Genomic DNA, 17820 nt, shown 5'->3' on the forward strand with positions numbered 1-17820 from the left:
GGTGGGTTGAGGTGGGGTCGCGCCGTGCCGCCCGGGTCAGTTGCCGGCCTCCGGGGTCAGGCGCACGCGGCCGTTGTCCAGCACCACCACATCGCGCTCGACCACGCGGGTGCGGAAGGAGCCGTCGTTCCAGATTTCCGTGCGCAGGGTCTCGCCCGGGAACACCGGCGCGGAGAAGCGCACCTGCAGTTGCCCGAAACGCTCGGCGCGGTAGTCGGCGAAGCCGCGCAGCAGGGCGTGGAAGGCCACGCCCAGGGTGCACAGGCCATGCAGGATCGGCCTGGGGAAACCGCCGCGCGCCGCGGCCGCCGGGCTGGCGTGGATCGGGTTGTCGTCGCCGTTGAGGCGGTAGTACAGGGCCTGCTCCGGGCGCGTCGGCAGGTCGATGGCCAGGTCCGGCGCGCGCTCGGGCAGGCGGTGCGGCTGGCTCGACGACCGGCCGTCGCCGCCGAAGCCGCCGTCGCCGCGCAGGAAGGTGGTGCCGCGGGCGATGGCCAGCACCGCGCCGCTGGCGGCATCGCTCAGCACCTTCTCGCTGTACAGCAGCGCGCCCTTGCCGGCGCCCTTGTCCACCAGGCCGGTGACGCGGGTGCGGCCGACCACCTCGCCTTCCGGCGGCAGCGGCCTGAGCCATTCCACGCTCTGCTCGCCATGCACCAGGCGCAGGGCGTCGACGCCGGTGTCCGGATTGCCCAGCCAGAAACCGGGGTGGCCCAGCACCACCGCCATGCACGGCAGCGCCTGGATATCGCGGTTGGCGTCGACGAAGGCCAGTTGGTGCTCGTCCATCGGGTCGGCGCCCAGGCCCACGGACAGCGCGTAGAAGGCGCTGTCCTCGCGGCTGTAGCGCTGGCGCACCTCGGGGATGCGGTAGTTCAGCAGGTGCTCAGGATTCAGCGCCATGGGCCACCTCCTCGACTTCCAGCACCGCGTCGGCGGCCCAGGCGCCCTGCCCCTCGGGCATGGCGAACACCGGGTTGAGGTCCACCGAGCGCAACCGCGGGCCGGCCTGGGCGGCGAACCGCGAGAGCCGCGAGAGCACCTGCGCCAGCGCCTTCACGTCGGTCACCGGGCGGCCGCGGGCGCCGAGCAGCAGGGGCGCGCCCTTGATGCTGCGGATCATCGCCTCGGCTTCCGCGGCGTCGAACGGGCAGCGGCGGAACACCACGTCCTTGAGCACCTCGACGAAGATGCCGCCGAGGCCGAACACAGCCACCGGGCCGAACTGCGGGTCGCGCTGGATGCCCATGAAGCACTCCACGCCGCCCTGCAGCTGGCGCGCCACCAGCACGCCATCGATACGCGCCGCGGGCGCGTGTTCGGCGGCGCGGCGCAGCAGCAGGTCGAAGCCCTCGCGTACGGCCTCGGCGCTGTCCACGCCCAGCAGCACGCCGCCGATCTCGGATTTGTGCAGGATGTCCGCCGAGGCGATCTTCAGCACCACCGGGTAGCCGATCGCTTCGGCGAAGGCCACCGCGTCCGCGGCGTTGCCCAGCACCCGCTCCGGCGCCGACTCGATGCCGGCGCCGGCCAGCAGCTGCTTGGCCTCCGCCTCGCCGGGGGTCTGCGCCGGCAGCTCCACGCCGCCGGGCACCGGCACCTGGCGCAACGGCCGGGCGAAGGCCTCGCCGAGCCGGCCCATGGCCTGGATGGCGTACACCGCGCGGGTGGGGTCCTCGAACAGGGCGAAGCCGGCCTTCTCGTAGGGCGCCAGTTCCTCGCCCTCGCCCATCACCGAGACCACGAACAGGCGCTCCGGGTGGTCCGCCTTGATGCGGGCGAACTGCTCGGCCAGGCGCGGGCCGATGGACGCGGCGGTGCCGGCCTGGGTGAAGAAGGCGATCAGCGAGCGGTAGCCGCCGTCCACCACCATGGATTCGGTGAAGTCGTGCACCAGGCTCAGGTCGTTCAGCGCCTGGGCGGTGCAGTCCACCGGGTTGATCGGCGAGGCGAAGGACAGCCGCTGCTTTAGCCGCGCCTGGGCCGCCTCGGGCATGGGCGGCATGGGCAGGCCCACCTCTTCGGCGGCGTCGCTGACGATGATGCCGGCGCCGCCGCTGACGGTGATCATCCCCAGGCTGTTGTTCACTGGGTAGATGCGCTGGGTGGCGAGGTAGGCGATGTCCATCAGCTCCTCGGTGTTGCGCGCGCGGACCACGGCGTAGTCGGCCAGCACCGCGTCCAGCACCTTGTCGTCGCCGGCCAGCGAGGCGGTGTGGGACATGGCCGCGCGGCCGCCCAGCTCGCTGCGCCCAACCTTGTGCAGGATCACCGGCTTGCCGGCGCGGTGGGCGGCCGCCAGGGCGGCGAGGAAACTGTCGACGTTGCGGATGGACTCGGCGTAGGCCATGACCACGTCGACCTCCGGCGACTCCACCAGCCAGCCGATGGCGTCGCCCAGGGTGACGTCGGCCTCGTTGCCGGTGGCCACGCAGATCGGCGTGCCCAGCCCGCGCTGCCGCGCCAGCCCCAGCAGGTGCGCGCCATAGGCGCCGGACTGGGTGGCGATGCCGACGCGCCCGGCCAGTGGCGTGCCGCGCTCCAGGCTGGTGGAGAAGAAGGCGTAGTAGCCCAGGTTGGCATTGAACACGCCCAGGGCGTTGGGCCCCAGCAGGCGCATGTTCGCCGCGCGGGCGGCCTCGACCAGGGCCTCCTGCATCTGCTCGCCCTCGCCGCCCACCTCGCTGAAGCCGGAGGAGAACACGATGGCGCTGCGCGCGCCCTTGCGGCCCAGGGCCCGGATGGTCTCCAGCACCTGCGGCGCCGGCAGCGCGACTATGGCCACGTCGGGCGCCTCGGGCAGCGCCTCGACGCTGGCGAAGGCCGGCAGGCCCTGGATCTCGCTGCGGTTGGGGTTGACCGGGAGGATGCGGCCGGCGAAGCCGTTGCGCAGCATGTAGGCGATGGGCCGGCCGCCGATGCGGTGCGGGTCGCTGGAGGCGCCGACCACGGCCACGGAACGGGGTTGCAGCAGGGGCGTGAGGCTGGCGAAGCGCGAGGCGCCGCCGGGGTGTTGCGCGTGACTCACTGACATGACGTTTCCACCTGAACTGTTGACGGTTGCCGGACCGACCGTCCCGGCGCGAGGGCGAGCGCGTCCACGGCGGGCCGCCGAGGCGGCCACCGCTGGGGCGTCGAACCCGGGTTTCAGAGCACCGACTGGGTGCCGAGCAGGGCCGTGACCTGGCTGGACAGGGTGCCGCCGTTGCCGTGCAGCAGGGCGACGTCGGCCTTGCGCAACTGGCGTTCGCCGGCCTGGCGGCGCAACTGCGTCACCGCCTCGATGATCAGGAACATGCCGTACATGCCCGGATGCACGCAGGACAGCCCGCCGCCATTGGTGTTCACCGCCAGCTCGCCGCCGGGGGCGATGCGCCCGCCCTCGACGAAACGCCCGCCCTCGCCCTTCGGGCAGAAGCCGAGGTCTTCGAGGAACAGCAGGGTGTTGATGGTGAAGGCGTCGTAGAGCATCACCAGGTCGATGTCGGCGTGGCTCACCCCGGCCATCGCCATGGCCCGCGGGCCGCTTTCCGAGGCGGCGGTGACGGTCAGGTCGGGCATGGCGACGATGGAGCGGTGCCACTGCGCACCGGCGGCGCCGAGGAAGTACACCGGCGCGTTGGGCAGGTCGCGGGCGCGGTCGGCGCGGACCAGCACGCAGGCGCCGCCGCCGTCGGTGACCAGGCAGCAGTCGGCCTTGCTCAGCGGGTCGCTGACCATGCGCGCGGCGAGCACGTCCTCGATGCCCAGCGGGCCGCGGGCGAAGGCCTCGGGGTTGAGGTTGGCCCAGCCCCGCGCGGCCACCGCCACTTCCGCCAGCTGCGCGCGGGTGGTGCCGTACTGGTGCATGTGCCGGCTGGCGGCCAGGGCATAGGCGGTGATGGGGTGGCGCGGCCTGTAGGGCGTCTCGTGCCACTGCGGCTCGCTCATCGACACCAGCTTGCCGCCGGCGGTGCGCTGGTTGGAGCCGTAGCAGATCAGCGCCGCGTCGCACAGCCCGGCCTCCAGGGCCAGGGTGGCCTGCAGCAGGTGCAGTTCGAAGCTGGAGCCGCCGATGTTGGTGCCGTCGACGAATTTCGGGCGGATGCCCAGGTATTCGCACACCGACAGCGTCGGGAAGGCATGGGAACTGGTGGCGGCGAACACCGCGTCTATGTCCGCCAGCTTCAGCCCGGCGTCGGCGATGGCCTTCACCGAGGCCTGGCCGAGCAGCTCGATGGCGCTGTGGCCGGGGGCCTCGCCGATGCCGGCGCTGCCGATGCCGACGATGGCGGTCTTGCCGCGCAGGACCTGGCTCATGGCTGCACCTCCGCCAGGGGCTGGAACACCACCACGGGTGCGCCTTCCTGTTCGACGATGCGCGCCTTCAGGCGGGTGCCGATGGGCAGTTCGAGGTGGCCCTCGATGCGCGACATCATGCGCACGCCCTCGTCCAGGTCGACCAGGGCGACGTTGTAGTCGCCGCCGCGGGCGCGGTTGACGGTGATCGCATAAAGAGTGCCCAGGCCGCAGGCCGGGACCCATTCCAGGTCCGTCTCGCCGCTGCCGGGCACCAGGTTGCGCGGGTAGAACACGTGCCGCCCGCTGGAACGGCTGCGCTGCAGCATGAAGCGGCCCTCGGCGAGGAAGGCGAGATACTGGGCCTCGGGGCCCGGAACGACGCACTCGGGGAGATCTGCCACGTAGGTCCTCCTTTGTTCTTGTTCGACCTTTGCTGCAAAGTGCAGCGACGTGGACGCACAGCCGGCGGTTTCAAGGCAGCCGTTGTGCGCTCCGTGAAGCCAGCATATATTCACCCCAGTGAATGTCAATCCCAATAGTGAATATGAAAAACAAAGAAACCGTACCGGAAGCCAATACGAAGAGCTCCAGCACCAAGGACGTAGGGGCCGTGGTGAACGCTATTCAGATCCTCCGCCACCTGGCCCACGCCGAAGCCCCCGAAGGCGTGGCCGCCATCGCCCGCGCCACCGGCATCAGCCCCAGCAGCGCCTTCAACATCCTGCGCACGCTGCACAACGAGCAGCTGGCCTCGTTCGACAACGAGACCAAGACCTACCAGCTGGGCCTGGGCCTGTCGGAACTGGCGGTGAGCTTCATCGGCCGCAGCTACGCCGACCTGATCCAGCCGGAACTGGAGCGCCTGAGCCTGGCCCACCGGATACTCGTCGCCCTCTGGCAGGTCACGGACGACGCGCACATCCGCGTGATCGCCCGCTCCGAGCCGCAGATCGCCCACGTCAACGTGGCCATGGGCACGCGCCTGCCGGAACTGGTGGGCGCCGCCGGGCGCTGCATCGCCGGCCTGCGCCAACTGCCGGAGGACGAACTGCGCCGGCGCCTGTCGCGGGTGCGCTGGGAGAACCCGCCGGCCTTCGAGCAATACCAGGCCGACGCCCACGAAGCCCTGGAACGCGGCTGGGCCATGGACCAGGACCACCTGTACCGCGGCGTGAGCATGGTCGCCAGCGCGGTCACCGACCGCGACCGGCAGCCGCGCTTCATCATCTCCGCCATCGGCATCAGCGCCCAGCACCGCCGCGATGAGCTGGAAAGCATCGGCAGCAGTTTGCGCGACACCGCCAGCTTCATTGGCCGCGCCCTCTTCCCCCAGGGCGGTGGCCGCAAGGCGTAGAACCAGAATGCCATTCAGTATTTGGAAAGGCTTTCCCGGGTTTCGTAGGGCGCATAACGCCTATGGCGTTATCCGCCGTTACCGTCGGCACCGGCGCTCCGGACAACGGCGGATAACCGCGAACGGTTATCCGCCCTACGACCGTGCGTCCCTGGAACCGTAGGAGCGGACTCCGTCCGCGATGAAGCCGCGCCCCGCGTTCGGGGCTAACGTTACTGCCGCACCAGCCGCCGGTTGTCCGGCGTGATCTCCCCGCTGCTGCGGTAGGGGTTGATATCCAGCCCCCCGCGGCGCACGTAGCGCGCATAGACCGTCAGGCGGCTGGGCTGCAGCAGGCGCTGCAGGTCCAGGTAGATGCGTTCCACGCACTGCTCGTGGAAGTCCTGGTGCTGGCGGAAGGAAACCACGTAGGCCAGCAGGCTGGCGGGGTCCAGGGCCGGGCCGGCGTAGTCCACCACCAGGGTGCCCCAGTCCGGCTGGCCGGTGACCGGGCAGTTGGACTTCAGCAGGTGGCTGTAGAGCACCTCGTCCACCCGCCGCGCGTCGTCGCAGCGCAGCAGCTCCGGGCGCGGGTGGTCGTAGCCGTCCACGGCGATGTCGAGGTCGTCGATGCACTGGCCGGGCAGAATGGCCACGCCCTCCTCCGCCACTTCGTCCAGGCTGCGCAGGCGCACGCCCACCGGCGCGCCGGCGGCGGCGGACAGGTCGCGCTCCAGCACCGCCCGCAGCGCCTCGCGGCTGTCGAAGGCGCTCTGGTTCAGCGAATTGAGGTAGAGCTTGAAGGACTTGGACTCGATGATGTTCGGCGACTGCGCCGGGATGGCGAACTCGCCGATGGCCACCATCGGCTTGCCGCCAGGGGTGAGCCAGGACAGCTCGTAGCAGTTCCAGATGTCCACGCCGCGGTACGGCAGGTTGGCGCCGTCCAGGCCCAGCTCGGCCCACTTGGTGGCGCGGCTGATGGGGAACAGCAGCTCCGGCGCGTAGGTGGAGACGTATTCGCTGGACTTGCCCAGCGGGGAGTGTTCGGCGGGGTGCTGCATGGGATGGACCTGCGGGAATCTCGTCGGCGCCCGCCGGGGGTGGCGGGCGGGGCAAGTGTATACAAATGCCCCGGTGGTTTCAGCAGGCGCGGGATGCCTTCGTGACGGCTGGCGACCTCGGAGCGGATCGCGGACGGAGTCCTCCTGCACGTACGGCGTATAACCGTTCGCGGCTATACGCCGTTGACCGGGACTCCGATGCCCTACGAACAGCCCCTCTCCCGCAAGCGGGAGAGGGGGCTGTCCTGAGCGGCGTCGAGGCCAGGCGCCATCCTCATACCCCATCATTCCCGCGAACGCGGAAAGCCAATAGACAGTTGCTCCTACGTTGCAGGCGAGCACGGCCCCTCGTAGGGCCCTGCCCGCGATTCGCGCGCAGGGCGCGCTCCTACGAGGGCTGATTTATCTCCGATTGCGCCAGCGCTCAGGGTTCGACGGTCAGGCGGCCGACCATGCCGGCCTGGTAGTGGCCGGGGATGTTGCAGGCGAACTCCAGCTGGGTGGCCCTGGTGAAGGTCCAGGTCAGCTCGGCGGTCTTGCCCGGCTCCACCAGCACGCTGTTGGGGTCGTCGTGCTTCATCATCTTCGAATGGTCCATGCCGGCCATGCCGTGGCTCATGCCGGTGGGCGTGAGCATGCCCATCGCCTGCATCTGCTGCATTTCCTTCTGGTGCTCGGCGTGCATGGCGGCGTTGCCGAGGTTGAACTCGTGCAGCAGGCTGCCCTTGTTGTGAATGACGAAGCGCACCGTCTCGCCGGCCTTCACCTGCAGCGACTTGGGTTCGAAGTACATCTCGCCCAGGGTGACCTCGACGCTGCGGGTGGCCTGGGCGGCCTCGGCCGGCTTGCCGAAGTCGTACCCGTGACCGTGGCCGGCGTCGGCCAGGGCCGGCAGGGCAAAGGCGGCGGCGAGGCCGAGGATGGCGGCGTTGAACAGCTGGCGTGTACGCATGATGCGGACCTCTTGCAGATGATTGCCCCCATGTTGCCGCCGGCCACCTGCCGGTTGGCTGTCGGGAAGATTACAGTTGTGTCAGCTTGGCAGCGTCACCGGCAGCGCTGGATACAATGACCGGCATTCCCGCCACGGAGGCCATTCACCTTGAAACTGCTGATCGTCGAAGACGAACCCCGCATCGGCCAGTACCTGCGCCAGGGCCTGAGCGAGGCCGGCTATGCCGTGGACCTCTGCGGCGACGGCGCCGAGGGCGAGCAGCTGGTGCTGTCCGGCGACTACGACCTGGCGATCCTCGACGTCATGCTGCCCGGCCGCGACGGCTGGCAGATCCTCCGCGCCGTGCGCCAGGCCGGCCTGGCCCTGCCGGTGCTGTTCCTCACCGCCCGCGACGCCGTGGAGGACCGCGTGCGCGGCCTGGAACAGGGCGCCGACGACTACCTGGTCAAGCCCTTCGCCTTCGTCGAACTGCTGGCCCGCGTGCGCACCCTGCTGCGCCGCGGCGGCCAGCAACTGCAGGAGACCGTGCTGCAACTGGCCGACCTGGAGCTGGACCTGCTGCGCCGCCGGGTGCAGCGCGGCGGCAGGCGCATCGAGCTGACCGCCAAGGAGTTCGCCCTGCTGGAACTGCTGCTGCGCCGCCACGGCGAGGTGCTGCCCAAGTCGCTGATCGCCTCCCAGGTCTGGGACATGAACTTCGACAGCGACACCAACGTCATCGAGGTGGCCATCCGCCGCCTGCGCGCCAAGGTCGACGACGACTTCCCGCAGCGCCTGATCCACACCGTGCGCGGCATGGGCTACGTGCTCGAAGAGCGGGCGCCGTGAGCGCCGCCGCGCGGGTTTCGCTGGGCGTCCGCCTGAGCCTGCTGTTCGCCGCCTGCACCGCGGCTGTGTCGCTGATCGCCGGGGTGGTGTTCAGCCGCGCCAGCGAGGCGCACTTCGTCGAGCTGGACCGCCAGGTGATGGCTGGCCGCCTGCCGTTCTTCCGCGAACTGCTCGGCCCGGTGCGCGATCCCTCCGACCTGACTGCGCAACGCGAAACACTGGAGCACGAACTGACGCGCCACCCGGACCTGGGCCTGCGCCTGGAGGGCGCCGACGGCCAGCGCTGGCTGGACGAGCCGCCGCGCATGAGCAGCGGCATGGAAGGCATGGGCGAACCACCCGCCTACCGCGAGACGCGCGTGCCGCTGGACCCGGCCGAGCCCGCCGGGCGCCAGCTGACCCTGGTGCTGGACATCACCCACCACCAGCACTTCCTCGGCCGCATGCAGCAGCTGATCTGGCTGACCATGGGCCTCTCCGCCCTGGCCACCGCGCTGCTCGGCGCCTGGGCCACCCGTGCCAGCCTGCGCCCGCTGCGGCGCATGCGCGAGGTGGCGGCACAGGTGTCGGCGCAGTCGCTGACCACGCGCCTGGACGCCAGCCGCCTGCCCGCGGAATTGCGCGGCCTGGCCAGCGAGCTGAACGCCATGCTGGCGCGCCTGGAAGAAGCCTTCCAGCGCCTGTCGGCGTTCTCCGCGGACATCGCCCACGAGCTGCGCACCCCGCTCACCGCGCTGCTGACGCAGACCCAGGTGGTGCTGTCGCGCCCGCGCGGCGAGGACGACTACCGCGAGGCGCTGCACGGCAACCTGGAGGAACTGCAGCGGCTGACCGCCATGGTCAACGACATGCTGTTGCTGGCCAAGGCCGACCACGGCCTGCTGGCCCCCGGGCGCGACAGCCTGGACCTGGCCGGGGAAGTGGATGCCCTGCTGGAGTTCTATGCGCCGCTGGCCGAAGACCAGGGTGTCCGCCTGGAGCGCGAGGGCCAGGCACGTGTACTCGGCGACCGCGGCATGCTGCGCCGGGTGCTGGCCAACCTGCTGGACAACGCCCTGCGCTTCACCCCCGCCGGCGGCGCCATCCGCGTGCGCCTGCGGCCCGGCCAGGTCAGCGTGGAGAACCAGGGCCCGGCCATCCCCGCCGAGCAGCTGCCGCGGCTGTTCGACCGCTTCCACCACCGCGAACCGGCCCAGCGCGAGGGCCAGGGCGTGCACGCCGGGCTGGGCCTGGCGATCTGCCGCTCCATCGTCCAGGCCCACGGCGGCGGCATCCGTGCCGAATCCGACAGCGGCTGGACGCGCTTCGTCATCGAATTGCCGGAAGCGTAGGGCCACGGCCAGGCGGCGGATAACGCGGAGCGTTATTCGCCCTACGCCAACCCCACCCGCAACGTAGGGCGAATAACCGTTCGCGGTTATCCGCCGTTACACCATGGCATGGCGGCGTGCTTCAGATCACCAGCCGCCCGCTCGCCACCAGCCGCGCCTGGCCGGCGATGCGTACGCGGTCGCCCTCCAGCCGGCACCACAGCTCGCCGCCGCGGGCCGAGCACTGGAAGGCGCGCAGCTGCAGCTTGCTCAGGCGCTGCGACCAGTAGGGGATCAGGCAGCAGTGGGCGGCGCCGGTCACCGGGTCCTCGTTGATGCCGATGGCCGGGGCGAAGAAGCGCGAGACGAAGTCGTGGTCGCCCTCCCCTCGCGCGGTGACGATCACCCCCAGGTACGGCAGCCGGGCCAGGGCGACGAAGTCCGGCTTGCAGGCGCGCACCGCTTCCTCCGACTCCAGTAGCACCATCAGGTGCGCCGTGGTGCTGAGCGCGTCGACCACCGGCAGGCCCAGGGCCTGCTCCAGCTCCACGGTGCTGCCCGCCTCGCGGGGCGGCTGCGCCGGGAAGTCCAGGGCCAGGCGCTGATCCTCGCGGTACACCCGCAGCGGGCCGGACAGCGAGTTCAGCTCCAGGCGCTCGCCCGGCTCGCCGAACACCTCGAACAGCACGTGGGCGCTGGCCAGGGTGGCGTGGCCGCACAGCGGCACCTCGGCCGTCGGGGTGAACCAGCGGATGCGCCAGCCATCGGCCTCGCGGACCAGGAAGGCGGTCTCGGACAGGTTGTGCTCGGCGGCGATGTTCTGCATCAGCTCGTCGGCCAGCCAGGCGTCCAGGCGGTAGACCATCGCCGGGTTGCCGGCGAACGGACGGTGGGTGAAGGCATCGACCTGGTGGAATTCGAGCTGCATGGCGTTCTCCTTTGAGTGGGGTTCCAGCATGCCGCCCCGCACGCTCGGCACTGCTATACAGTGTGCGACTTTCGCATCGGCACAGTCGCGCCCTCAGGCCCGGCCGATGGCGGCGAAGCTGGCCGCGGTCAGCCCGGCCAGGGTCTCGGCGCTCAGCTCCACCTCCAGGCCGCGGCGCCCGGCGCTGACGTGGATGCTCGGGTACTGCCGGGCGGACTCGTCGATGAAGGTGCGCAGGCGCTTCTTCTGCCCCAGCGGGCTGATGCCGCCGACCAGGTAGCCGGTGGCGCGCTGGGCGGCGTTGGGGTCGGCCATGTCGGCCTTCTTGGCCCCGGCGGCGTGGGCCAGGGCCTTCAGGTCGAGGCTGCCGGCCACCGGCACCACGGCCACCAGCAGCTCGCCCTTCTCGGTGGCGGCGAGCAGCGTCTTGAACACCCGCGCCGGCTCCAGGCCGAGCTTCTCGGCGGCTTCCAGGCCATAGGACGGCGCCTTGGGGTCGTGTTCGTAGCTCAGCACGCGGTGCTCGGCGCGGGCCTTCTTCAGCAGGTCGATGGCGGGGGTCATGACGGTCCGGGGTCTGTCCGTGAACGATGCCCAAGCATAGCAAGGGCCGGCGGCCGAATCCGCCACCGCCGCCTGCGCGCACGGCCCTTCACCCGGCGCGCGGAATGGCCTAAGGTCGCAGACGACCCGGGCTCTGCCGGATGCAGCACAAGGCCAACGTCATGACCGACAGCCAGAACAAGAAATACATCGTCGCCCTAGACCAGGGCACCACCAGCTCCCGCGCCATCATCTTCGACCGCGACGCCAACGTGGTCAGCGTGGCGCAGCGCGAGTTCGCGCAGATCTACCCCCAGGCCGGCTGGGTCGAGCACGACCCCATGGAAATCTGGGCCACCCAGAGCTCCACCCTGGTCGAGGCCCTGGCCCAGGCCAGCATCGGCTTCGGCGAGGTGGCCGCCATCGGCATCACCAACCAGCGCGAGACCACGGTGGTGTGGGACAAGGCCACCGGCCGGCCGATCCACAACGCCATCGTCTGGCAGTGCCGGCGCAGCGCGGGCATCTGCGAGCAACTGCGCGCCGACGGCCTGGAGTCCTACATCCGCGACACCACCGGGCTGGTCATCGACCCCTACTTCTCCGGCACCAAGCTGAAGTGGATCCTCGACCAGGTCGACGGCGCCCGCGAGCGCGCCCGCCGCGGCGAACTGCTGTTCGGCACCGTGGACAGCTGGCTGGTGTGGAAGCTCACCGAGGGCGAGGTGCACGTCACCGACTACACCAACGCCTCGCGCACGCTGCTGTTCGACATCCACAAGCGCGACTGGGACGACCGCCTGCTGGCCGCCCTGGACATCCCCCGGGCCATGCTGCCGAAGGTCCAGGCTTCCTCCGGGGTGTTCGGCCACGCCAGGGTCGGCGGCCTGGGCGTGCACCGCACGCCCATCGCCGGGATCGCCGGCGACCAGCAGGCCGCGCTGTTCGGCCAGCTCTGCGTGGAACCCGGCCAGGCGAAGAACACCTACGGCACCGGCTGCTTCCTGCTGATGCACACCGGCGCCAAGGCGGTGAAGTCCACCCACGGCCTGCTCACCACCATCGCCTGCGGGCCCCGCGGCGAGCCGCAGTACGCCCTGGAAGGCGCGGTGTTCAACGGCGGCTCCACGGTGCAGTGGCTGCGCGACGAGCTGAAGGTGATCAACGACGCCCACGATTCCGAGTACTTCGCCAGCAAGGTCAAGGACAGCAACGGCGTCTACCTGGTGCCGGCCTTCACCGGCCTGGGCGCGCCCTACTGGGACCCGTACGCCCGCGGCGCGCTGTTCGGCCTGACCCGCGGGGTCAAGGCCGACCACCTGATCCGCGCCACCCTGGAATCCATCGCCTACCAGACCCGCGACGTGCTCGACGCCATGCAGCAGGACGCCGGCGAACCGCTGCGCGCCCTGCGCGTGGACGGCGGCGCGGTGGCCAACAACTTCCTCATGCAGTTCCAGGCCGACATCCTCGGCACCCCGGTGGAACGCCCGCAGATGCGCGAGACCACGGCCCTGGGCGCCGCCGTGCTGGCGGGGTTGGCCAGCGGCTTCTGGCAGAGCCTGGACGAACTGAAGGGCAAGGCGGTGATCGAGCGGGTGTTCCAGCCCCACTGCGAGGCGGCCGAGCGGGAGCGGCTGTATGCGGGCTGGAAGAAGGCGGTGGAGCGCACCCGGGGGTGGGCGGCGGAGGATTGAAACCGACGTAGGGCGTACAACCGTTCGCGGTTGTACGCCGATGTGCCCGGGTCCGCAGGTCGGGACCGGAGCGCCCGAGACAGGGGCTCCGGGTTCGAAACCGCGGCGCCCCGGGCCAAGGTCAGGCGGCGGATAACCGCGAACGGTTATTCGCCCTACGCCTCAGGGGCTTCCAATTGTGCCCACAGCGAGGGGGCGCCGGCGGACTTTTCCACCGCGGCGAGGCGCGCGGCGTGCGCCGCCAGTTCCTCTTCGCTGGCGCGGATCACCCGGGTCAGCGCGCGGCCGGCCGCCAGGCGGCGGATCGGGCTGGCCTGCGGGCGGCCGCTGCCGTCACCCTCGGCGCCCTGGCCGGCCAGCGACAGGCTGGTCTGGCCCCCGGTCATCGCCAGGTAGACGTCGGCGAGGATCTCGGCGTCGAGCAGTGCGCCGTGCAGGTCGCGGCCGGAGTTGTCGACGCCGTAGCGCTTGCACAGGGCATCGAGGTTGTTGCGCTGCCCCGGGTGGCGCTCGCGGGCCATCATCAGGGTGTCGAGCACCGAGCAGTAGTCGGCGACGTCGGTGCGCTCGCTCTGCCCCAGCAGGGCGAACTCGTTGTTGATGAAGCCGATGTCGAACGCCGCGTTGTGGATGATCAGCTGGGCGCCTTTGATGAACTCGAAGAACTCGTCGGCCACCTCGCGGAAGCGCGGCTTGTCCTTGAGGTGTTCGTTGGTGATGCCGTGGACCGCGATGGCGCCTTCGTCGATCTCGCGGTCGGGCTGCAGGTAGACGTGGAAGTGGCGGCCGGTGAGGCGGCGGCCTTCCAGCTCGACGCAGCCGATCTCGATGATCCGGTGGCCATCGGTGACCGGCATGCCGGTGGTTTCGGTATCCAGTACGACGCTGCGCATTTCGTGACCTTGTTGCTTTGACCAGGGAGGGCGCCCGCGGGCGCCCGTTGCAATATTCAGCGCGGCAGTTCGGCGACGCCACGGTTGGCGAGCATGTCGGCGCGCTCGTTGCCGGGGTGCCCGGTGTGGCCGCGCACCCACTGCCACTCGACATTATGCCGGTTGACCTGCTCGTCCAGCGCCTGCCACAGGTCGGCATTCTTCACCGGCTGCTTGGCAGCGGTCTTCCAGCCGCGCTTCTTCCAGTTCGGCAGCCATTCCTTGATGCCTTTCATCACGTACTCGGAGTCGGTGACCAGGCGGATCTCGCAGGACCGCTTGAGCGCCGCCAGGGCCATGATGGCCGCCGTCAGTTCCATGCGGTTGTTGGTGGTCTCCGGCTCGCCGCCCCAGAGTTCGCGCTCGGCGCCCTTGTAGAACAGCACAGCGCCCCAGCCACCGCGGCCGGGGTTGCCCTTGCAGGCGCCGTCGGTATAGATGACGACCTTCTCTTCTTCGCTCATATCACCTTCAGTACGGCCCGCGGCGTCCCGCCCCGGGAAGGTGGCACGAGGGACTGGCGAGGGCCGTCGCTAGATTTCGGAATCCCGCCGGCTGACCTTGGCCACCGGCAGCGGCACCAGCTGGCCGCGGGCCTCGCGGCGGGCCTGGCGCAACGGCCGCAGGCCGACCACCAGCTTGCGCGCCACCAGCAGGTAGAAGCCGGCGCCGGTGCCCTTCAGGCCCTTGTCCCAGTTCTCCAGGCGTTGCAGACGCGCCTGCCAGGCAGCCGAGGCAAGCGGCGGACGATAGCACCCGAAGCGGCGTTTCTCCAGCGCGAAGCCCAGCAGGTTGAGCCAGTCGCACACCCGCCCGGGGGAAATGCAGCGCGCCCGGCCCAGGCCGTCGGAGGCGAAATGGTGCCGCAGGCCCCAGGCGCTGCGCGGGTTGACGCCGATCACCAGCAGGTGCCCGCCGGGCCGCACGCTGCGCGCGGCCTCGCGCAGCAGGCGGTGCGGCGACAGGCAGAAGTCCAGGCCGTGCTGCAACAGCACCACGTCGGCGGCGTGCTCGCCCAGCGGCCAGGCGCATTCGTCACAGGCGATCTCCACGCCCGGCAGCGGCGGCCCCAGGCGCACGCCGCGCTGGATGTTGCCGGTGCTCTCCGGCAGCTCGGCGTGCGGGCCGTAGTGCACCAGGTAGCCGCCGAAGTAGCGCTGCAGCTCGTCGCAGAGCAGGCGCTGCTCCTCGGCCAGCATCATCGCGCCCAGCGGCCCGGCGAACCAGTCGCGCGCCTCGGCGATCAGCTCCAGCCAGTCGGCATCGGCCTGGGCGAAGGCTTCTCGTTCCATTCTCACCACCCCCTGAAACAGGTTGGCTGCCGCCGCCGGGAAGGCGGGCGACGCCCTTCGGCGAACACAGGACGGCACATTCGCACTACTATGCGCCAACCTATTCCGCTTAGCGACATCCGGCCATGATACAGATCGACGCGCTGCCCGCCTTTTCCGATAACTACATCTGGCTGTTGCAGGATGTGACCACGCAGACCTGCGCGGTGGTCGACCCGGGCGACGCCGCGCCGGTCGAGGCCTGGCTGGCCGCGCACCCGAGCTGGCGCCTGGCCACCATCCTGGTCACCCACCACCACCAGGACCACGTCGGCGGCGTGGCGCGCCTGAAACAGACCAGCGGCGCCCGGGTGCTGGGCCCGGCCGGCGAGCGCATCCCGGCCATCGACCAGGCGCTGCAGGGCGGCGACCAGGTCCAGGTGCTGGGCCTGGACTTCGAGGTGATCGAGGTGCCCGGCCACACCCTCGGGCACATCGCCTACTACCACGCCGACGCCGACGCGCCCCTGCTGTTCTGTGGCGACACCCTGTTCGCCGGCGGCTGCGGCCGCCTGTTCGAGGGCACCCCGGCGCAGATGCACGCCTCCCTGGGCCGCCTCGCCGCGCTGCCGGGCGCCACCGGCGTGTACTGCGCCCACGAGTACACCCTGGGCAACCTGCGCTTCGCCCGCGCGGTGGAGCCCGGCAACGCCGAGCTGGCCGCGCGCTTCGACGAGGTCGCCGCCTGGCGCGAGCAGGGCCGCATCAGCCTGCCCTCGACCATCGCCCTGGAGCGGGCCACCAACCCCTTTTTGCGCACCTCGGAAAGCAGCGTGAAAAAAGCCGCCGACGAGCGGAACGGCGGGCCGACAGCCAGCCCCGCAGAGGTTTTTGCGGTCATTCGGCAATGGAAAGATAAATTCTGAGGTCTGGCGAAATCTTGACCACGTCCGGCGCGGTTTCTAGAATCCCCGAAATTTTTACCCTGGACAAAGTCATCCGCCAATGCCGCCAAAGACCAGTAAGACCAGCGATCTAGACGCATTGGCTCGTGCCATACGAGTCTCCGTCCTGCTCGGCGCCGGCGCCCTCGCCGGTTGCCAGACCAGCCAGCACGGCACCGGCCAGGACGCCCTGACCTACCGCCCCGCCGCCAGCCGCGCGGTGGACGTACAGTTCAACCCGGCCTACGCCGACAGCGACATCTGGCAGCGCATGCGCCACGGCTTCCAGCTGCAGGCCGACGCCACCGACACCAATCCGCGCATCGAACGCCAGCGCCTGTGGTTCGTCGGCAACCATGCCTTCATCGAGCAGGCCTCCGAGCGCGGCAGCCCCTACATGCACTACGTGGTGGAGCGCCTGGAAGAACGGCAGATGCCGCTGGAACTGGCGCTGCTGCCGATGATCGAGAGCGCCTACAACCCCCTCGCCGTGTCCCGCGCCCAGGCGGTGGGCCTGTGGCAGTTCATCCCCACCACCGGCACCCACTTCAACCTGCGCCAGACCAGCTGGTACGACGGCCGCCGCGACATCAAGGCCTCGACCAACGCGGCGCTGACCTACCTGAACCGCCTGCACGACATGTTCAACGGCGACTGGCTGCTGGCCCTGGCCGCCTACAACGCCGGCGAAGGCACCGTCAGCCGCGCCATCGAGCGCAACCAGAAGCTCGGCCTGCCGACCGACTACTGGAACCTGCCGCTGCCCCAGGAAACCCAGGACTACGTGCCCAAGCTGCTGGCCCTGTCGCAGCTGGTGATGTCGCCGGAAGCCTACGGCATCAACCTCAACCCCATCGCCAACGAATCCTACTTCGCCGCGGTGAAGGTCAAGCCCGGCCTGGACCTGTCGCGCGTCGCGGCGCTGGCCGAACTCGACGAGGACGAGCTGTACCTGCTCAACCCGGCCTTCAAGCGCCGTATCACCATGGACGGCCCGCAGCAGTTGCTGGTGCCCAAGGAGAAGGTCGAGCGGCTCAAGGCCGGCCTCGCCTCCCTGCAGCCCCAGGACCTGGTGAGCTGGAAGCAGTACAAGGTGCGCCGCGGCGACAGCCTGCGCAGCATCGCGGCCAAGCACGGCATCACCGTGGCCGAGCTCAAGAGCAGCAACCGCCTGAGCTCCAACCGCGTGCGCAACGGCCAGGCGCTGCTGATCCCCGCCAAGGGCAGCCGCATGCCGGAACTGGAGCCCGCGCGCCAGGTGGCCAAGGCCGACGCGCCCAAGGCGCCCAGCCTGGCCAACGCCACCCGCAGCTACAAGGTCAAGCGTGGCGACAACCTCTGGCAGATCGCCCGCGCCACCGGCGTCGGCGTCGACGACCTGAAGCGCTGGAACGGCCTGGACAGCCACGGCGTCAAGCCCGGCCAGGTGCTCAAGCTGCAAGGCGCCACCCAGCTGGCGGCCCGCAGCGGCGCCAGCGGCAAGGCCAAGCAGCAGCAGGCGCAGGAAGCGGCGACCTACTACAAGGTCAAGCAGGGCGATTCCATGTACCTGATCGCCAAGCGCTTCAACGTCGAGATGCAGCACATCAAGCGCTGGAACCCGCGCAGCAGCGCCCACGCGCTCAAGCCCGGGCAGACCCTGACGCTCTACCTCGACACCGCCAGCCGTTGATTCCACGGTGTAACGGCGGATAACCGCGAACGGTTATACGCCCTACGCCCCTTGCGATGCTC

At 70.3% G+C, this 17820-nt stretch carries 17 protein-coding genes; 6 read left to right on the forward strand and 11 right to left on the reverse strand.

Annotated features, from left to right (window positions below; translation table 11 throughout):
- Positions 1-36: 36 nt before the first annotated feature.
- From VV867_RS24080 to VV867_RS24095, 4 genes are all read right to left on the reverse strand, one after another.
- Positions 37-903 (reverse strand): MaoC/PaaZ C-terminal domain-containing protein, encoded by an 867-nt coding sequence (locus VV867_RS24080; protein WP_275627022.1) that lies wholly within the window; start codon positions 901-903, stop codon positions 37-39.
- Positions 887-3034 carry an acetate--CoA ligase family protein gene (locus VV867_RS24085; protein ID WP_328567753.1) on the reverse strand — a complete coding sequence of 716 codons (2148 nt, stop codon included), beginning with the start codon at positions 3032-3034 and terminating at the stop codon, positions 887-889. The genes VV867_RS24080 and VV867_RS24085 overlap by 17 nt, the downstream gene beginning before the upstream one ends.
- Positions 3035-3147: 113 nt before the next feature.
- Positions 3148-4299, reverse strand: coding sequence for a thiolase (locus VV867_RS24090; protein WP_275627024.1), 1152 nt, complete (start codon positions 4297-4299; stop codon positions 3148-3150).
- Positions 4296-4682, reverse strand: a complete 387-nt coding sequence (locus VV867_RS24095; RefSeq protein ID WP_109936830.1) for a Zn-ribbon domain-containing OB-fold protein — start codon at positions 4680-4682, stop codon at positions 4296-4298. The genes VV867_RS24090 and VV867_RS24095 overlap by 4 nt, the downstream gene beginning before the upstream one ends.
- Positions 4683-4825: 143 nt before the next feature.
- On the opposite strand from VV867_RS24095, the gene VV867_RS24100 reads away from it, so the two are divergent.
- Positions 4826-5635, forward strand: coding sequence for an IclR family transcriptional regulator (locus VV867_RS24100; protein ID WP_328567754.1), 810 nt, complete (start codon positions 4826-4828; stop codon positions 5633-5635).
- 212 nt (positions 5636-5847) lie between these two features.
- Here the strand turns inward: VV867_RS24100 and queF are convergent, their stop codons facing one another.
- Positions 5848-6678: an NADPH-dependent 7-cyano-7-deazaguanine reductase QueF gene (gene queF / locus VV867_RS24105; protein ID WP_328567755.1), complete on the reverse strand. Its 831-nt coding sequence runs from the start codon at positions 6676-6678 to the stop codon at positions 5848-5850.
- Positions 6679-7102: 424 nt separating this feature from the next.
- Positions 7103-7630 (reverse strand): copper-resistant cuproprotein CopI, encoded by a 528-nt coding sequence (copI, locus tag VV867_RS24110; RefSeq protein WP_328567756.1) that lies wholly within the window; start codon positions 7628-7630, stop codon positions 7103-7105.
- Between the two features lie 150 nt (positions 7631-7780).
- Between copI and VV867_RS24115 the strand changes: the two genes are divergently transcribed.
- The gene (locus VV867_RS24115) at positions 7781-8461 is read left to right on the forward strand and encodes a heavy metal response regulator transcription factor (RefSeq protein ID WP_328567757.1); all 681 of its coding nucleotides are present in this window, start codon (positions 7781-7783) and stop codon (positions 8459-8461) included.
- Complete coding sequence (locus VV867_RS24120) at positions 8458-9792, forward strand: heavy metal sensor histidine kinase (RefSeq protein WP_328567758.1); 1335 nt, start codon at positions 8458-8460, stop codon at positions 9790-9792. Before VV867_RS24115 ends, VV867_RS24120 begins: the two co-directional genes overlap by 4 nt.
- A gap of 121 nt (positions 9793-9913) precedes the next feature.
- On the opposite strand, the gene VV867_RS24125 is transcribed toward VV867_RS24120, so the two are convergent.
- Together VV867_RS24125 and ybaK are read right to left on the reverse strand one after the other, a co-directional pair.
- Positions 9914-10699 (reverse strand): PhzF family phenazine biosynthesis protein, encoded by a 786-nt coding sequence (locus VV867_RS24125; protein ID WP_109937214.1) that lies wholly within the window; start codon positions 10697-10699, stop codon positions 9914-9916.
- Between the two features lie 93 nt (positions 10700-10792).
- A complete protein-coding gene (gene ybaK, locus VV867_RS24130) occupies positions 10793-11263 on the reverse strand; it encodes a Cys-tRNA(Pro) deacylase (protein ID WP_328567759.1) in 471 nt (156 codons plus the stop codon).
- Positions 11264-11424: 161 nt separating this feature from the next.
- On the opposite strand from ybaK, the gene glpK reads away from it, so the two are divergent.
- Positions 11425-12939, forward strand: coding sequence for a glycerol kinase GlpK (gene glpK, locus VV867_RS24135; protein ID WP_328567760.1), 1515 nt, complete (start codon positions 11425-11427; stop codon positions 12937-12939).
- Between the two features lie 155 nt (positions 12940-13094).
- On the opposite strand, the gene dnaQ is transcribed toward glpK, so the two are convergent.
- From dnaQ to VV867_RS24150, 3 genes are all read right to left on the reverse strand, one after another.
- A complete protein-coding gene (dnaQ, locus tag VV867_RS24140) occupies positions 13095-13832 on the reverse strand; it encodes a DNA polymerase III subunit epsilon (protein WP_275627028.1) in 738 nt (245 codons plus the stop codon).
- 56 nt (positions 13833-13888) lie between these two features.
- Positions 13889-14335, reverse strand: a complete 447-nt coding sequence (gene rnhA / locus VV867_RS24145; RefSeq protein WP_109937217.1) for a ribonuclease HI — start codon at positions 14333-14335, stop codon at positions 13889-13891.
- 69 nt (positions 14336-14404) lie between these two features.
- Positions 14405-15163: a class I SAM-dependent methyltransferase gene (locus VV867_RS24150; RefSeq protein ID WP_328567761.1), complete on the reverse strand. Its 759-nt coding sequence runs from the start codon at positions 15161-15163 to the stop codon at positions 14405-14407.
- A 125-nt stretch (positions 15164-15288) separates the two neighbouring features.
- On the opposite strand from VV867_RS24150, the gene gloB reads away from it, so the two are divergent.
- A complete protein-coding gene (gene gloB, locus VV867_RS24155) occupies positions 15289-16068 on the forward strand; it encodes a hydroxyacylglutathione hydrolase (protein WP_328567762.1) in 780 nt (259 codons plus the stop codon).
- A 79-nt stretch (positions 16069-16147) separates the two neighbouring features.
- Positions 16148-17758, forward strand: a complete 1611-nt coding sequence (locus VV867_RS24160; RefSeq protein ID WP_109937220.1) for a LysM peptidoglycan-binding domain-containing protein — start codon at positions 16148-16150, stop codon at positions 17756-17758.
- The last annotated feature ends 62 nt before the right edge of the window (positions 17759-17820 follow it).

Source organism: Pseudomonas sp. JH-2 (assembly GCF_036231725.1).
Taxonomy (GTDB): domain Bacteria; phylum Pseudomonadota; class Gammaproteobacteria; order Pseudomonadales; family Pseudomonadaceae; genus Pseudomonas; species Pseudomonas delhiensis.

Bases quoted from the DNA above. Each gene is read 5' to 3' on its own strand.
- VV867_RS24100 (WP_328567754.1), top strand. From the start codon at position 4,826: ATGAAAAACAAAGAAACCGTACCGGAAGCCAATACGAAGAGCTCCAGC.
- VV867_RS24160 (WP_109937220.1), top strand. From the start codon at position 16,148: ATGCCGCCAAAGACCAGTAAGACCAGCGATCTAGACGCATTGGCTCGT.
- dnaQ (WP_275627028.1), bottom strand. From the start codon at position 13,832: ATGCGCAGCGTCGTACTGGATACCGAAACCACCGGCATGCCGGTCACC.
- rnhA (WP_109937217.1), bottom strand. From the start codon at position 14,335: ATGAGCGAAGAAGAGAAGGTCGTCATCTATACCGACGGCGCCTGCAAG.
- gloB (WP_328567762.1), top strand. From the start codon at position 15,289: ATGATACAGATCGACGCGCTGCCCGCCTTTTCCGATAACTACATCTGG.
- VV867_RS24080 (WP_275627022.1), bottom strand. From the start codon at position 903: ATGGCGCTGAATCCTGAGCACCTGCTGAACTACCGCATCCCCGAGGTG.
- copI (WP_328567756.1), bottom strand. From the start codon at position 7,630: ATGCGTACACGCCAGCTGTTCAACGCCGCCATCCTCGGCCTCGCCGCC.
- VV867_RS24085 (WP_328567753.1), bottom strand. From the start codon at position 3,034: ATGTCAGTGAGTCACGCGCAACACCCCGGCGGCGCCTCGCGCTTCGCC.
- ybaK (WP_328567759.1), bottom strand. From the start codon at position 11,263: ATGACCCCCGCCATCGACCTGCTGAAGAAGGCCCGCGCCGAGCACCGC.
- queF (WP_328567755.1), bottom strand. From the start codon at position 6,678: ATGCAGCACCCCGCCGAACACTCCCCGCTGGGCAAGTCCAGCGAATAC.
- VV867_RS24150 (WP_328567761.1), bottom strand. From the start codon at position 15,163: ATGGAACGAGAAGCCTTCGCCCAGGCCGATGCCGACTGGCTGGAGCTG.
- glpK (WP_328567760.1), top strand. From the start codon at position 11,425: ATGACCGACAGCCAGAACAAGAAATACATCGTCGCCCTAGACCAGGGC.
- VV867_RS24090 (WP_275627024.1), bottom strand. From the start codon at position 4,299: ATGAGCCAGGTCCTGCGCGGCAAGACCGCCATCGTCGGCATCGGCAGC.
- VV867_RS24125 (WP_109937214.1), bottom strand. From the start codon at position 10,699: ATGCAGCTCGAATTCCACCAGGTCGATGCCTTCACCCACCGTCCGTTC.